Source organism: Alkalihalobacillus phoenicis, assembly GCF_047302405.1.
In the GTDB taxonomy this organism is placed as follows: domain Bacteria; phylum Bacillota; class Bacilli; order Bacillales; family Bacillaceae_D; genus Alkalihalobacillus.
This window is the reverse complement of the sequence record NZ_CP154853.1, coordinates 2,868,543-2,885,022: the sequence shown is the minus strand read 5'-3', so window position 1 is coordinate 2,885,022 and position 16,480 is coordinate 2,868,543. Positions and strand designations below refer to the sequence as shown.

Below are 16,480 nucleotides of genomic sequence, written 5' to 3'. Positions count from 1 at the left end.
GAGGGGATTAAATGAAGTATCCAATTACTTGGGATTTAGAAAGCGTATTTGCAGGAGGAAGTGAATCAAAGGAGTATGTAGCCTTTGTGGAAGAAACGAATGTATACATAAAAGAGTTTAACGAACGTTTAGCGAAAGTGGACGATTCAGTAGAACAAATAGCAGAATTAATTGAAGACATTCAACAGCTTATGTTGAGAGCTAGGCAATCAGGGGCTTTTATTAGTTGTTTGAGTTCAGCAAATGTCCAAGACAAAAAAGCAATTCAATGGTTAGGAACGATTCGTACACAAAGTAATGAAATTCAACAAATTTGGACTAAGATTGAAGAAAAGATTGTCGCTTTTTCAGAAGGAAAATGGCAAGAACTTCTGCAACATGAGAAGTTACAACCGATCGTTTTCTCATTAAATGAAAGCCGTGAGAAGGCCAAGGATAAATTACCTCCTGATCAGGAAAGATTAGCGTCTAAGTTAGCGATTGATGGATACCATTCTTGGGGTTCATTTTATAATCAATTAGTTGGCGATATGGAATTTCCATTTGAAGAAGATGGGGAAGAAAAACGATTGTCAGCTGGGCAAATTCAAAATCGCATGAATCATTCGGATCGTGATATTAGGAAGCGTGCTTTCTTAGCCTCCGAAAAAGGTTGGGAACAAAAAGCGGATATGTTTGCAACGACTCTTAATTCATTAGCGGGATTCCGTTTACAGTTATATGATGCACGAGGTTGGGAAAATGTTTTAAAAGAGCCTTTAGATATTAATCGTATGCAAGAACAAACATTAGATACAATGTGGAATACAATCGAAGAAAATAAACCGATGCTTCACCAATTTATGGAACGAAAAGCGAGTCTTTTAAACATTGACGAGCTGGCATTCTACGATGTTTTTGCTCCACTACCAGTTGAAGGTGATGAGAAAATTAGTTATGATGATGCATGCGATTTAATTATTAAACATTTTAAAACGATTAGCCCTAAACTTGCCAACTTTGCTGAAATGGCTTTACGAGATGGTTGGATTGAAGCAGAAGATCGTCCAGGAAAGCGCCCAGGCGGTTTTTGCACGAGTTTACCTCTATCCGGAACTGATGGCGAATCTCGAATTTTTATGACCTATGATGGTAGTCTTGCTAATGTTGCCACTTTAGCTCATGAGCTTGGTCACGCCTATCACAGTCACTGCTTAAAAGAATTAAAACCATTTGCTCGTAGTTATGCGATGAATGTTGCGGAAACAGCGTCTACTTTTGCAGAAAATATTGTGGCTGATGCACTAGTTAAAGAAGCTCAAAGTGAAGATTTACGCCTTTCATTGTTAGAAAATAAAATTTCGCGGTCACTTGCCTTCTTTATGAATATTCACGCTCGGTTTATTTTTGAGAAAAACTTCTATGAGGCAAGAAAGAGTGGAACGTTATCTGCTGCTGATTTGAATCAATTGATGGAAGAGGCCCAAAAGCAAGCATTTGGAAACGCCTTAAGTGAGTATTCGCCAACTTTCTGGGCGTCTAAACTACATTTCCATATTACTGGAGTCCCATTCTACAACTTCCCTTACACATTCGGATTCCTATTTAGCTTAGGTATTTATAAACGAGCACTTGATGCTGGAACGAGCTTTGAGGATCACTATATTGATTTATTAAAAGACACCGCAAGTATGAAGGTTGAAGAATTAGCTGATAAGCACTTAGGTGTGGATCTAACGAAAGCAGAATTCTGGCAGGACGCCCTTAATGTTGTCAAAGAAGATATTGAGGAATTCCTTAAATTAACTGACGAAAAGATAGCTGCTAAATAAGCGGGAATGGTTAATGAATAGCTAATTTTACGAACTGCCTGTAAAGTGCTTAACTCGACTTTATAGGTAGTTTTTTTGTGGAGGAAATTTAAATTTCAATATTTAAAACGAAGAAGAAAGGAACTGCTCTAATGTCGTTTTGATGACCTAGAGTAGTTCCTTTCATGGTTGAGGAAATAAAGTTATATATTAACTACTTTTAATCGAATCGTCCGCATTTCTTTCATCAATTCGTTTTTCGATTTCAGATAATGCTTTCGGGTCGTTGAGTAAATTTTCTTTATTCTTCTTAATTAATTCCTCTAATGAAATATGTTGTTTTCTCATTAAACTCAGTCCTTTAATCAATTAAATTTCTATTTAGTACTATTATACCAGTTAATTTAACGATAAGTTGAATTAATTGTTAAAATTATTTGAAAAATAAATTAATTAAACCGCAGAAATAACTAAATGAAAAAGATTATGTACTTCTATGAAGGCTTTTTTTACATAAACTGTTATAAAAATGTGTAATGAATGGATGTGACGGTGATTTTTAATCCAAGAGCACTTAATCTAACCCAATTAGAAAATATGTTAAAGACCGAGAGCCCTGATGTTTTGACATTAGATTATTTATCAACAAGAACAAATAATTCTCAGGCGAAGGAGCTATGGCGAGTACTTGTATCAAGTAGGCGTCAACATTACGAATGGTTAAAAACATTTTTTATCACTGTGAGTGGGCGGCCTCCAGCAGTCGATCAAAATACATTTGTTAGACCTTCTTCTTATGAAAGTGGATTGAATGAACAAATTAATGAGTACCAAGAAAGGTTACGTGCTCTTAACCAGTTACTAAACGAAGCATCTAATCAATATGAATCAGAATATTTAAGGGTCCTGATTTATTATTTTGAACAGGAAGGAATACTGTTTAATCAACTACGTCAAATGCCAAGTGAATGATGTTAATTTTCTACTCATAAAAATAAACAAACTTATTCATACTAACAAGAAGAATGTGCTTGTTTAAATGTAACAAGCTTTTTAGACGGTTGTTTTTGGGGACGGAGAGTAACTGGTATACCCTCTGGTCTTATTTTAGACCATTGAAAAAAAGGTCTACTCGTTAAAATATGGTTACATTAGTTAGCATACTCCACCAGCTCCATGCCTTACGCGTTCCGCGGGTGAGTCGGGAGCCACCTCGCTAAGCGCTGCGGGGTCTCCCGTCCTTCACTATTCCCGCAGGAGTCTCCGGGCATTGCACTGTCTCCGTTTGGTTAATGAAAAAACGGTTTGATGTTATGATTGAAGCTCTAATGAATAACTTAATTGCCTAGGATTCTTTCTCCTTAAGGTTGTGCATGACTTGCTCAGCTCGGGTTGTAATTCTTCGAGAGTGAGTAAATAACAACATTCCAACAGTCAGCCTCTAAATAAACAAAAACATTCTTGATTTTAACGCTAAAACACTTTACAAAGTTAAAGTGATTTGTTAGAATATTTTTAAGATTCTTTATATAAAAGAACTTTTTGTGGAACAAAACTGAGCGAGTGTTCGTTAGCTAAAAAATAGAGAAAGGGAGAGGATCATGACGGTTTCAGAGCAAAAAATGATTGAAGATATGCAGGAGAAGCTAGAACAGTTATCACTTGAATTAAAGAAACTAAAAGAAAAGCCTTATACAAGCACACAATTTGAACGAACGGAAGCGGATGATTTTCTTCTTCAAACATATAATTAACAATAAAAACTACTCAGGATTTGATACGCTTGAGTAGTTTTTTTATTGAACAAATATCATTTTATTTCTTTTTTCAACAAATTATTGGTAAAATAATCTTATTGTATAAATACATGAGGAGGATTTGTGATGGACAATTTGGACAGGAAAGTGCGGACATCAAAAACCTGCAGTAAAGCAACCAAAGGATTATGGATAGGGGGAGCTGTTCTGTTAACAGCGGTACTCTTAAAAAAAGACTGGCGGGACAAGCTCATTTCAGAGGCAACTGAATTAAAAAAATGTTCCGTAAATGCCTATGAATTTGTTAAAGATAATCGCGAACAAATTATTGAACAAGTCCGTCACACCGCCAATGAGGTTTCTGAAGTTGTACGAGGAATTAGTGACGATGTAAAAAAAATTGGTGAGAGTGCGGCTCATTTAAAAGAAAGCTCTGAGGAGTTAATCAAAACAACAAAAGAAAGCGCACAAGAAATTAAAGAATTAAAAATAAAAAATCATGAATAAAAACCAAAAGCTTGGTTATCATAATAACCGAGGCAGACATTTATTGTTTCCTCAAAACTAATCACATATAGCAAATGTTCAAAGTTGCAATAGGAATAGAGCTATTTTTGTTGTTGTGATTACCGATGAGGTGATTCCATTGAACAGGGATAAGGATTTTTCATTTTGGTAAATCAAAATGAGATGAGGTGTCTCCAAAAGACAAAAATCGTTTCGACCCCAGATTGTTTATTGAATACAAGCTGTGATTAGAAAATGAAGGTGGTCACATTTCGTTGGCCACCTTCTTCATTTCTTAAAGGAGTGAGTTCAATGAGCGACAAAAAGAAAAGAAAACAAAAATCAGGAAAAAATCAGGAAAGTAAACATAAAACAAGTGGTTCTGCCAATAAAAAGAATACGTATCATTAATGAATTTAATGGGGGCAACTCAAACGCCCACTAATTAAAAAGAACCTCGAGTAGCCTTAAAGCTTCTCAGGGTTCTTTTGTTTATCTATTAATTACTCAACTTTCGCATCGAGAAAATCCGTTCAACTAGTTGGTGGAGCGAAAGGGAAGCTCTTAAACAAATGCCCTTGACACGTTTGAAAAGCGAGAACGTACTATCACACAAAACGGATAAACTGCGCATCAAGAAAAAAATAATAGGCCCTCCGGCGGTCGCTCCCAAACAGACACTCGCGTCCTTGCCGAGAACCTCATGAGCCTCCTCAGCGTTTCACGCTTGCGGGGTCTCATTGGACGGTTTATTCCTGCGGGAGTCTCCGTGTCTATTTGTCCGCTAGATCATGGAATTGAATCTAGGTTCGGTTTTCTCCTTGAATAAAAAAACAGTCATGACTTCAAAGGGCATTATTAGCTTGAGAATGATTTTTCTCCTTCCATGACTAATTCCGTTCCAGTTGTAAACAAATCAGTGTGGATGCTCTGTACGTTAGCTAGATGATCGAGCTGGTTTCGATTTGAATCCTGTCTTTTCATGACGGCAGACTTAGGAAAAAAATAGTTGGCAACTCCCTATTTAGTTCCATAACTAACAAAGTGAAGAAGAAGGTTCTTCTGCGTTAGAAATAGCTGATTGAGAATGGCCATATCATCAAGCATCTCCCCTACACTTAGCGGACAAAACCATACGGAGACTCCCGCAGGAATAAACCGTGGAGCGAGACCCCACAGGTGTACCGAGGAGGCTCGCCAGGTTCTCGGCAAGGACGCGGAGTATGGTTTTGGTCGCGACAGCCGAAGCGCTTCATTTTAGTGAACAGCTTCCTTCAACAGCCTACGAAGAGATGTGTTCAGACTGTCAACGATTGAACCGTTCATGTAAAGTCAATTTGAGTATGGTATCGCCCTAAAGTCAATCTCTATTAACGGTCAATCATACGCTGCGAAAGTTGAGTTAATTAGTCTAAATCATTTTTTTATGACTAAAACGGAGCTGGCGGAGTATACCAAAGCAACCAAACTTGAGACTCTTTAACAGGAGAGTATTTCAATGTATTATTTCCGCGGAAATAGTCGAATGAAGCAATAATTTTATTTAGTATTGGATATTTTATTAAAGAATCGCTCAAACTAACTTTAATAAAAATCTGAATCACAAAAAATGAAGGAGGAATCATTGATGAAACGATTTTTCGTTTTATTCATCGCTCTTTTAATCGTGTTCCCAAGTGTCAGCTTTGCCACTGATGTAGATACAAGTAAAGAAGATAAAAAACAAAAAGAAAAACAAACAGAAGAAAAGCAGTCAGAAGAGCAACCAGAAGTTGAAAAGAAATCCTTTGAAATTCCTAACTCTGTTTTGAATATTGCTAAGGATAATACGTACACAAATCCAACTCAAGAACAACCTTATCTGCAGCCAAGTGAACTGGCACAGGAGTTAATTGAGACGAGTGAAGATGTAAGCATTGAAAACCCTGACCTTGTCAAGATTTTAAATGAATCGACGATCCAGTATCCGAAGCTAGCACTTGCTTTTCGTGCGTCGATTTATTTAGGAGAGTGGCCACTTTCCTATGAGTCAGAAGCAACAGAAGTTAATTGGGAGTATCAGAAAGTGAATACTAATTATGTCGATAATCGCGGTGGAAATAATGCACATAAGCTAACGTATTATCAAGAGCAGCAAAAGAAAATTGCTGGTGGACTGACAGCAAAAATTCCAAATAGTGAAGCTGTCCAAAAAATGATGATGATTAAAGCAACAGAAGTGACCCATCTTCCATTATCTTTTGATACTGTGATCGGACAAGGAACAAAAAAAACACAAACCTATAATGTTGCTCCAAGACAGGTCGGGTATTTACATAGCTATGTTCCAGCTGTGCATGAAACAGGAAAAGTAACCTATGGTGAAGTGTATTTAACGTTTAAGGGTGGAAAGCCGACATTAGAAGTGAAAAATGTGACACAGCAAGGAATTGGTGCATGGATTCCGATCCAAGATCATTTGTCCTTTACGTTTATTGCAGCGAATCAACCTAGATAATATCCAAAAAGCGTATCCCTACTATTTTAGGGTATACGCTTTTTCTTATATATTGGTTGTTCGTTTTGTGAAATCGATTTTTGGATAATAGGCGTCTTTAACGAGGACGTTAGGTCCAAGACATTGAACACTTGGGCAATGGCAATTTAAAGATTGAGCAATATTTGATTCCATCCATGTTGTGTAGGCATCAGGTAAAGTTGTTGTTTGAATATTTCCAAGTGGTGGTGTATCACCAAAGTCGGTTACGATAATGTCACCGTCAAAAATATTCACATTTAAGCGGGAACGGCCATCAGGGTCATTACGAACCGTTACATTTTTTTCGCTAAATAACCGCTTTTGTAACTTTAAATCATCAGCATTATCACTGCATGGATAAAACGGTAGTGTTCCAAAAAGCATCCAGACATCTTGATTTCTCGAATCTAAGAGCCGGTGAATCCCAGAGCGGATATCTTCTAAAGAAGCCACTTCAAGAGCACTGGCAAAATCGCTAGGGTACATAGGGTGTACTTCATGCCGTTGGCAACCCATTTCGACAATTTGTTGGTGAATACTTTCTAAATGAGGCAAGGTCCGTTTGTTAATCATCGTTTCTGCAGAGACGATAACACCACGACTTGTTAATGCTTTTGCATTTTCAACCATCCGATAAAACATCGCATCTCTTTGTGCCAAGCTTGGTTTTCTGTCCATGACCGCAAATCCAATCTCTTGAAAATCTTCAATACTCCCGTAGTTAAAAGAAATATGTAAAACATCTAAGTAGGGGATGATTTTTTCATAGCGTTTTAAATCTAATGTAAGATTGGAGTTGATTTGTGTCCGGGCCCCCCGTTCATGAGCATATTTTAGTAAAGGGACAACATATTGATTCACCGACTTCATTGACAACATCGGCTCGCCACCAGTAATACTAAAAGCACGTAAATGAGGGATCTCATCGAGTCGTTTTATTAAGAGCTCTAGTGGTAGGGGATTGGGGTCCTTAGGTGAAAGAGTGTACCCGACAGCACAATGTTCACAGCGCATGTTGCATAATGTTGTTGTCGTAAACTCAACATTGGTTAGTTCAAGCTTTCCAAATTCTTTTATATCTTCATAAGCTTCCCAAGGGTCACGTTCTGGTGTGATTTTCGGTAAGGGTGTACGTAGCAATTTAATCCTGCTCCTTTTTATTTCAAAAATTCCTTTCCTCATCATAACGTAATTTCTTGAATTTCAAAAGCCTATTCATGAAGAGAAAAGTTCTTCCATTGAGACTCGTCATTTAATTTGTTAAACTAACAGAAGTAATAAAAAGATGTCCAAGGCGTTAAAAAACTCAAAAGTTTGAGTAAGGATAAATAATAATACCATATGATTAAAAGGAGCGACTTATTTTGGGTGGAGCGATTTATGATAAAAAGGAACAAATGAATTATTTACAAGCACGTTTTGAAATGGTGATGAATATGCTTGATGCAATAGATCCGGAAGAAGCAGGAGTAGAAGAAATTGATCGTTTAATTACAATGCTTGATGAGATTGAAAACAAATGTAAACAGTTTAGACATGATTGGTCTGAATAGTAAGGAGCGAAGTCGATGAACTTATATTTAATCCGTCATGGACAATCAGAAGGGAATCGTTTAAAAAAAATTCAAGGTACGATGGATTTTCCTTTGTCTGAAGACGGAAAAAGACAGGTTGAATTGCTTGGTGAACGATTTGTTTCCATCAAACTTGACCATCTTTATTCAAGTGATTTGACCCGGGCAAGTAGCACAGCCGATGCCATTGCAGTACGTAAGAATATGACTGTGCATAAATGGGATAAATTAAGAGAAGTCGAGCTCGGACCACTTCAAGGGAAGACACGTGTTCAAATTTATGAAGAATTCCCACAAGCAAATAAAGAATCATTAATAACATCTGGAATTGATGGAACTGAAACGGTCGAACAACTAGAAGCTAGATGTAAATATATTTTAGAGCAACTTCTTTTAGCTCATAAAGGGAAAAATATAGCCCTCGTTTCACACGGTGGCTTTTTGAGTGTTCTCATGATGTATATTTTAACAGGTGAGCAATGGGTGAATTTTCACCGTCCATTTCGCTTTGGCAATACGAGCATTACCCACCTAGAATGGCCACTTGATTCAGAAAAACCGTATTTGCATTATATGAATGATCGGCAACATTTAAATGAGCAAAATCAAGCAATGACGGATAGAAAGATTGATATTTTATAATAAATAGTGTGAACGCAATGAGGCTTAGGCTTTGTTGCGTTTTTTAGTATGTGCCCCTTCAATTTACAGACAGCTTTCCGACAATACAACCCAATTTCTACATGAACACGTTTCCATTTTTGTTCTTTAAGAAAAGTGTGACAAGCAGTATAATAGGAGAGTAATAGTCCTATTTAGTGTTTGTGTATGGGGGAAGTGTTGTTGTTGTGATGTGTGCCGATGGACGACATTTCTAGTGCTTTTATGGTTTTGAATTTCCAAATGTAAAGGGAGTTGGATGTTGTGGAGAAATTGCAAGATAGTATTTATCAGTTGATTGTAGAAACATCTACAAATTTACCAAATGACGTTAGAAGAGCGATTAAAGCAGCAAAAGAAAAAGAAAATGCTGGGACTCGTGCCGCCTTATCATTAGGTACGATTACAGAAAATATTGAAATGGCGGATGAAAATATTTCACCAATTTGTCAGGATACAGGAATGCCAACATTTGAAGTGAAAGTTCCCGTTGGTGTGAATCAAATTAAAATGAAAAAAGCGATTTATGAGGCAATAGCAAGAGCAACAAAGGATGCAAAATTACGACCAAACTCAGTTGACTCGTTGACAGGGAAAAATACAGGTGACAACTTAGGGGAAGGGACACCTGTTATTCATTTTGAACAGTGGGAAAAGGATGTCATTGATGTACGCCTTATTTTAAAAGGGGGGGGCTGTGAGAATAAAAACATTCAATATAGCTTACCGACTGAATTAGAAGGTTTAGGACGGGCGGGTCGTGACCTTGATGGGATTCGAAAATGTATTATGCATTCTGTCTATCAAGCCCAAGGTCAAGGCTGTAGCGCGGGCTTCATCGGTGTAGGTATCGGTGGAGACCGGACAACGAGCTATTCATTAGCAAAAGAGCAATTATTCCGTACGGTCGATGATGTCAATCCAAATCCAGAGTTAGAAAAGCTTGAGGATTATGTACTAGAAAATGCGAATAAACTTGGAATTGGAACGATGGGTTTTGGTGGAGAAGCGACTTTATTAGGGGTAAAAGTTGGAGCGATGAACCGTCTACCAGCTAGTTTCTTTGTATCCGTTGCGTACAATTGTTGGGCTTATCGCCGTCTTGGTGTCGTGTTAGATCAAGAAACGGGTGAAATTCAAGAATGGTTATATAAAGATGGAGAAAAAGTTGACCTAAACACAACAAATGAAGAAGTAGCCGCTACAGCTGAAGAGCAAGAGGAAGTACGCGAAGTGGTCTTACAAGCTCCGGTTACAGAGAAGCAAATTCGTGAACTCAAAGTAGGGGACGTTGTCATTATTAATGGAATGATGCATACAGGTCGTGACGCGATTCATCATCATTTAATGGATCATGATGCCCCGATTGACTTGAATGGTCAAATTATTTATCACTGTGGTCCTGTGATGGCAAAAGACGCAGACGATAATTGGACGGTTAAAGCGGCAGGGCCAACGACAAGTATTCGCGAGGAGCCTTATCAAGGGGACATCATGAAGAAATTTGGCATTCGTGCGGTCATCGGTAAAGGCGGAATGGGACCGAAAACATTAAAAGCGTTGGAAGAACATGGTGGGGTTTATTTAAATGCCATTGGTGGAGCAGCTCAGTACTACGCGGACTGTATTAAGGAAGTAAAGGGTGTTGATCTCATCGATTTTGGAATTCCAGAAGCAATGTGGCATTTAGAAGTAGAAGGGTTTGCCGCAATCGTGACCATGGATTCACATGGAAATAGTCTACACGCTGATGTCGATAAATCCTCATTAGAAAAACTCGCTCAATTTAAAGAGCCAGTGTTTAAATAATTAAGTTAAGTAGGCTCGTCTCTAAGTAAATTTAAATTTCCTTATAGACGAGCTTTTTTATGATCTCGATATGTAGAAAGATGGGAGATGAAATTCTATCGACTCACCCGCAGAGGGTGTTAACTAATGTAACCATATATGAACGAGTAGACCGTTTTTCAGCGGTCTTTTAGCTATCCTTTGATGCCTCATCAGTTTCCCTACCAATAGAAGGAATTTAATGTATAATAAACTTTTACATAAAAGATATTGTCTCATAAATGTTTTATCCTAATATCTAAAAAGAATGGGAGATAAGAAAATGGTTAGATTTGGAGTTGTGGGTACTAATTGGATTACAGAGAGTTTGCTTGATGCAGCTAAAGGTGTAACAGGTTTTGAATTAACAGCTGTTTATTCACGTGATAGTGAGAGAGCAGAAGATTTTGCAAGTAAATACGGTGTTACAAAAACGTTTACAAGTTTGGAGCAAATGGCGAGTAGCGAAGAAATTGACGCTGTGTATATTGCGACACCTAATTCTTATCATGCAGAACAAGCGATTTTATTTTTGCAAAATGGCAAGCATGTCTTATGTGAGAAACCGCTGGCAGCCAATGCAATGGAAGTAAAGACGATGATTCAAGTGGCAAAAGATCACAATGTCTTATTAATGGAAGCCATGAAATCTACGTTACTTCCTAACTTTAAAGTCATTCAAGAGCACCTAGATAAAATCGGTCCTATCCGTAAGTACTTTTCAAGTTACTGTCAATATTCATCACGTTATGATAAATATAAAGAAGGAATTGTTCTTAATGCTTTTAACCCTAAGTATGCGAACGGTTCATTAATGGATCTCGGTGTTTATTGTCTATACCCACTTATCGTCTTATTTGGCGAACCGAATGATGTGAAGGCAACCGGTAATCTACTTAATTCGGGGGTAGATGGCGAGGGAAATATCATCTTAAAGTATGACGATAAAAATGCGTCAATCATGCATTCCAAAATAACGAATTCTTATTTACCAACGGAAATCCAAGGTGAAAAAGGCAGTATAATCATTGATAAGATACATACACCCGAAAAAGTAGAAATTCACTACAAGGATGGTACGGTAGAACCATTAACAGTGGAACAATCACACCCATCTATGTATTATGAAATAAAGGAGTTTGTTGATATTATTCAGCAAGGTAGAACAGAATCAACGATAAACTCATACAAACATTCATACGTTACGATGCAAATAATGGATAAAGTACGAAAGGAAATAGGACTTGTTTTTCCAAGTGATCATAAATAAGTACCTGCTGTATTAGGTGATTCATTGACATTGATTAAAGCAAATAAAAGATAAGACTCTTTTATAAGGTCATCCCCTTATAGGAGAGTCTTTTTTTATACAAGTATATTTGATTAGTGGGGGGAGAGGAGACAGGAAAAATGCTCCTTATAAGTGAAGGTAAATCTTAAGAGGGAAAATTGAAAAACAAACACGTTGAATTATTATTTTAATTTTTCGTTATATAATGTAAAATAAAAATATAAAAGTTTAGAAAATTTCGTTTATATTTTTGAATTAGACCTTTAAAACGAAATTAGAGTATGCAAAAAAAGTGAATTTGAACATTTAGACTAGAATCCTAATTTAAGCTGAAAAGGAGAGAGTGTAGGTGGAGAAGAAAAATTTAGTTGTAGTGGGAGCGCATTGTGGGGATGCAGAAATTCAAGCGGGAGCGATCGCTCATAAGTATGCGAAAAGCGGATGGAACGTTACCTTTTTACATTTAACGGCTGGCGAAAAAGGAAATCCACCACATCTTTCCGTGGAAGAGTATCGAAATCAGAAAATCAAAGAAGCCGAAAAAGTAGCTGGAATTCTTGGGGGAAAAAGCATCACATTGGAATATAAAGATGCGGAATTAACCTTTAATGATGACATTATTATTCACGTAGCAACACTTATGCGTCAATTAAGACCGAATGTTGTGATCACACATTGGGAAAATAGCATTCATCCTGATCATAGTCTATGCCAAAGGATTGTCGAAGCTGCTCAGTTAAAGGCAGGTCTTCCAGGGTTTGATTTAGATGGTTTAAAACCACATTATTATCCGTACTACCATAGTGAAAACTGGGAAGACATGGAGGGATATGAACCAGACATCTTTGTTGACGTAACAGAAGAATTTGAGACTTATTTAGAAGCTTTATCAAACTACTGGTTTATCATGAATTCAACTTCTTTCCGATATTTTGATTATTACAAAGCTCTTGGTACGGTTAGAGGATGTTTGAATCGAACGGAGTATGCTCAAACATTAAAAATTCCAACAGGTAGAAATGTTAGAAAAGGTAAATTTATTCCAGGTTTTGAACTTTAAATTTATTTAGAAGAAGGGGATTAGGGTTGTCCTTGGAAACGTAAATTTTGATGAAGTTCTTTCCTAGTTTGTGTTTTGAAATGGAGGGATAGATATGAAGCTTGGATTAGACGTTTTTTTAGAAACAGAATTTAGCAAGTTTAAAGGAAAGAGGCTTGGTCTTGTCACGAATATGACAGGAGTAAATGAAAAGTTGCAGCCGGCGATTGACCTTTTTTATGACCATTCAGACATTGACCTTGTCGCCCTTTATGGGCCAGAACATGGGATAAGAGGGGATGCAAGAGAAGGAGAAATCGTTAACTCTTTTACTGACCCTTATACTAATTTACCTGTGTATAGCTTATATGGACAAACGAAAAAACCAACAAAAGAAATGTTAGAACATGTTGATGTAGTTGTTTTTGATTTACAGGATATTGGCTCAAGATATTATACCTTTATTTACACGATGGCTTATATGATGGAAGCTTGTGCGGAGAATCACATCGATTTTGTTGTACTTGATCGCCCGAATCCAATTTCAGGGTGTCAAATGGAAGGAAACTTGGTCGAAGAGAATACTCGTTCCTTTGTCGGGATGCTTCCGATTCCAAATCGACATGGATTGACGGTTGGAGAATTGGCTTTATTGTTTAAGCATAAATTTGGTTATGAATGTAACTTAACGGTAATTCCGATGTTAGGTTGGAAGCGCCATATGTATTTTGAGGATACGGGTTTCATTTGGGTACCACCCTCCCCTAATACAACATCAATCGATATGGCTTTGCTTTATCCAGGTACTTGTTTTATAGAAGGGACAAATTTGTCAGAAGGAAGAGGAACAACGAAACCTTTTGAATATATCGGAGCACCGTTTATTGATGGGAACTTATTAGCGAAAAGATTTAATGAGAAGCAAATAGAGGGAATCATGGCCAGACCGACCTCTTTTATCCCAACGTATTCCAAGCATAAAGATACGATTTGTGGAGGGGTTCAGCTTCACGTCATAGAGCGAGCAAAAATAAAGTCGGTTGAGATGGGCGTTCAGTTAATTGAAACCATTCTTGAATTATATCCGAATGATTTCTCTTTTATTGAAAATCAAAACGGAAAGTATTTTTTTGATTTATTAGCGGGTACTAAAACATTAAGACATTTAATAATGAAAGGTGATTTAGAGCGATTTTTAGAACGTAATCAAATAGAAGTAGAGAGCTTTAAGAAACAAGCAGAACCATACCTATTATATGATTAAAAGTGAGTGGTATTATTCGAAAGGCGATTGATATTTTATTAAATAAAGGAAGTGAAAATTTGGTCTCATTTAGATTTTATCAATCAGGTGATGAAGAACAAATTGTGCATTTATGGAATGAAACTTTGGGGAACGATCCGATTACGGCCAAACGGTTTCGAAATTTAATCTTATTAGATGCTAATTTTGATCCAGTTGGACTAAGATTGGCTTTTGAAAAAGACCGTCTTATTGGAGTCGTTTATGCGGTTAGAAGATTGTTACCGATGTATGGAACCGATTTAGAACCAGACAATGGCTGGATTCCTTTCTTCTTTGTTGATGAGAAAGCTCAAAATAATGGAGTTGCCAAACAACTGATGAAAGAAGCAGAGCAGTTTTTAAAAAATGAAGGAAGAAAGACGGTCTTCTTTGCTTCATACGCTCCTAATTATATTTTGCCAGGAGTTGATGAGGAGGCTTACCCAGATGCTTATCAATTTTTACAAAAGCAAGGTTTCCAAAAGCTTTATTCGCCGGTGGCGATGGATCGAAATTTAGTCGGTTTTAAACAAACAGAGGAAATGAAGAAGTTAAAAACGCTAAGAGAGGAAGAAGGTTATACATTTGCTCAAGCAGAGGACAAGGATCTATATGAAGTGATTCAATTCGCCAATCAAAAGTTTAATCCTGATTGGGGACGGGCGATTCGAGAAGGTGTCTTACAAGGATTACCGTTGGAACGCATTTTAGTGGCACGATATGCTCGGGAAGTTGTTGGTTTTTGTATTTATGGTGGATATGAAGGCATACCAGAACGGTTTGGTCCATTCGGTGTTGATGAAGGTCAACAAGGAAAAGGGCTCGGGAAACTTCTTTTGCATGAGTGCTTAACGATGATGAGAGCAGAAGGGCTGCATAGTGCTTGGTTTTTGTGGACAGGTGAAAAGAGTGCAGCAGGTCATTTATATAAAAAAACACGGTTTGAAATCACGCGAAGATTCCATGTTATGAAAAAAGAGATTTAACTAGTCAATTTAGTGAATGGGATTCATTAAAGGGAAAAAATTCGATAAAAAGGTGTCGTTGATTGATTAAGAGTTAATCGAAAAAGTCATCCCTCCCTAAAAATATCAGTTCAAAATGGCTCTTCTAAGGTGAATCGACCTAAGAAGAGCTTTTTCTGTTAGGGATGTTGCTGAGTATACTTTCTTTTGGTTGGCCGGCGATGATGTGAGAAAAAGTCGAAGAAAAGCCGTGCATCATTAAATTATTTGGCATAAACGATTTGAGTGCATATTAGTGAACTTAAAAAATGTTCTTTAAAAAAGGGATAAGAATGGGCAACCTCTGTTGGAAAATTTCGTATAATGAATGTGTTGGTATTATGGGGGGATGACTTATGTTATACGAAGATTTACAGAAACCAAGGATTAAAAGAACGTTTATGGTTGGTCATATTCTGTTAGGACTTTTTATTATTTCTTTTAGTTTGTATTGGTTATTCTGGAGAGAATATTGGGGAGATTTTCTTCAAGTTATTCTGATGTTAGGTATGATGATGATGATAAGTTATGCTGGTGCTTTTTGGATGAAGTATTTAACAAAACAGGGGAGTTTATCGGTGTCAGCTGATGATTTAGCCAAAAGTGAGCGTTTGCTATTGGAAAGCCCTCGTGTAATGGCGATGAGGGAAACCCATTGGCGCTACAGTATTCATTTTTTTACATTAAAAGGGAAAAGAATTGCCTATGCGGAAGAGGTGAATTCAGCTCACTTTGTATTGGTTGCTTTGTTAAGGATCATCAATTTTCGTGTCTGGCTGCAGATGGAATTTCATTTTCATTTATCGGAAACGGAAACTTTAACCTTAAAAAAGGGGACAGGGTTAAAGCCATTTTATTTATATGATCATCAAGACGAACCGCTTGCAAAGTTTACGTATAAGTGGAATGAGTTAATTAAGTCGAAAATCCATTTAGAAACACCAACAGGCGAACCACTTGCTTTATTAAATGGTGGTATTACTGGGACACAAATTGACTTAACTGGAGCAGATGGCCAAAAGTGGATGAACATCAAAGTCGGTGGTGTACCAGTTGAAGCGATGGAGCTTTTTCCAGAAGGTGGACATATTATTGATATTTCACATAGTTTATCAGAGGAAAAACGATTATTGGCCTTTGCTTCGATTGTTGCGCTCCATTCCTTTTACGGACTTAATGAATAACATACATATTGACGTGATTGTCGTGAAACACTAACAAAAAAAGA

At 37.2% G+C, this 16,480-nt stretch carries 15 protein-coding genes; 13 read left to right on the top strand and 2 right to left on the bottom strand.

The features are described from left to right. Positions 1-11 precede the first annotated feature (11 nt). Positions 12-1,811 (top strand): M3 family oligoendopeptidase, encoded by a 1,800-nt coding sequence (locus tag AA0017_RS13760; protein ID WP_413375227.1) that lies wholly within the window; start codon positions 12-14, stop codon positions 1,809-1,811. A gap of 189 nt (positions 1,812-2,000) precedes the next feature. Here AA0017_RS13760 and AA0017_RS13755 read toward each other — a convergent pair whose 3' ends face one another. Continuing rightward, positions 2,001-2,138: an FbpB family small basic protein gene (locus tag AA0017_RS13755; protein ID WP_003322108.1), complete on the bottom strand. Its 138-nt coding sequence runs from the start codon at positions 2,136-2,138 to the stop codon at positions 2,001-2,003. A gap of 192 nt (positions 2,139-2,330) precedes the next feature. Here AA0017_RS13755 and AA0017_RS13750 point away from each other — a divergent pair, with 192 nt between their 5' ends. The 4 genes from AA0017_RS13750 to AA0017_RS13735 all read left to right on the top strand — a co-directional run bounded on the left by AA0017_RS13750 (position 2,331) and on the right by AA0017_RS13735 (position 6,551). Beyond that, positions 2,331-2,762 carry a hypothetical protein gene (locus AA0017_RS13750; RefSeq protein ID WP_413375225.1) on the top strand — a complete coding sequence of 144 codons (432 nt, stop codon included), beginning with the start codon at positions 2,331-2,333 and terminating at the stop codon, positions 2,760-2,762. Positions 2,763-3,391: 629 nt separating this feature from the next. Continuing rightward, entirely contained in the window at positions 3,392-3,544 is a 153-nt protein-coding gene (locus AA0017_RS13745; protein ID WP_160173416.1) for a hypothetical protein, read from the top strand. Positions 3,545-3,673: 129 nt separating this feature from the next. Continuing rightward, positions 3,674-4,054 carry a hypothetical protein gene (locus AA0017_RS13740; protein WP_003321656.1) on the top strand — a complete coding sequence of 127 codons (381 nt, stop codon included), beginning with the start codon at positions 3,674-3,676 and terminating at the stop codon, positions 4,052-4,054. Positions 4,055-5,681: 1,627 nt separating this feature from the next. Beyond that, on the top strand, positions 5,682-6,551 hold the full coding sequence (locus AA0017_RS13735; RefSeq protein WP_413375222.1) for a YfkD family protein: 870 nt from the start codon (positions 5,682-5,684) through the stop codon (positions 6,549-6,551). A 45-nt stretch (positions 6,552-6,596) separates the two neighbouring features. Here AA0017_RS13735 and yfkAB read toward each other — a convergent pair whose 3' ends face one another. Continuing rightward, entirely contained in the window at positions 6,597-7,712 is a 1,116-nt protein-coding gene (yfkAB, locus tag AA0017_RS13730; RefSeq protein ID WP_413375220.1) for a radical SAM/CxCxxxxC motif protein YfkAB, read from the bottom strand. Positions 7,713-7,936: 224 nt separating this feature from the next. On the opposite strand from yfkAB, the gene AA0017_RS13725 reads away from it, so the two are divergent. From AA0017_RS13725 to AA0017_RS13690, 8 genes are all read left to right on the top strand, one after another. Then, positions 7,937-8,125: an SE1561 family protein gene (locus tag AA0017_RS13725; protein ID WP_003321661.1), complete on the top strand. Its 189-nt coding sequence runs from the start codon at positions 7,937-7,939 to the stop codon at positions 8,123-8,125. 15 nt (positions 8,126-8,140) lie between these two features. Then, positions 8,141-8,788, top strand: coding sequence for a histidine phosphatase family protein (locus AA0017_RS13720; RefSeq protein ID WP_413375217.1), 648 nt, complete (start codon positions 8,141-8,143; stop codon positions 8,786-8,788). A 282-nt stretch (positions 8,789-9,070) separates the two neighbouring features. Beyond that, positions 9,071-10,615, top strand: coding sequence for a fumarate hydratase (locus AA0017_RS13715; protein WP_413375215.1), 1,545 nt, complete (start codon positions 9,071-9,073; stop codon positions 10,613-10,615). Positions 10,616-10,916: 301 nt separating this feature from the next. Then, entirely contained in the window at positions 10,917-11,903 is a 987-nt protein-coding gene (locus tag AA0017_RS13710) for a Gfo/Idh/MocA family protein (protein WP_413375213.1), read from the top strand. 370 nt (positions 11,904-12,273) lie between these two features. Next, positions 12,274-12,984 (top strand): PIG-L deacetylase family protein, encoded by a 711-nt coding sequence (locus AA0017_RS13705; protein ID WP_413375211.1) that lies wholly within the window; start codon positions 12,274-12,276, stop codon positions 12,982-12,984. A gap of 94 nt (positions 12,985-13,078) precedes the next feature. Further along, on the top strand, positions 13,079-14,227 hold the full coding sequence (locus tag AA0017_RS13700; RefSeq protein ID WP_413375209.1) for an exo-beta-N-acetylmuramidase NamZ domain-containing protein: 1,149 nt from the start codon (positions 13,079-13,081) through the stop codon (positions 14,225-14,227). Between the two features lie 59 nt (positions 14,228-14,286). Beyond that, positions 14,287-15,234: a GNAT family N-acetyltransferase gene (locus tag AA0017_RS13695; protein WP_413375208.1), complete on the top strand. Its 948-nt coding sequence runs from the start codon at positions 14,287-14,289 to the stop codon at positions 15,232-15,234. Positions 15,235-15,608: 374 nt separating this feature from the next. Beyond that, complete coding sequence (locus AA0017_RS13690) at positions 15,609-16,436, top strand: hypothetical protein (RefSeq protein WP_413375206.1); 828 nt, start codon at positions 15,609-15,611, stop codon at positions 16,434-16,436. The last annotated feature ends 44 nt before the right edge of the window (positions 16,437-16,480 follow it).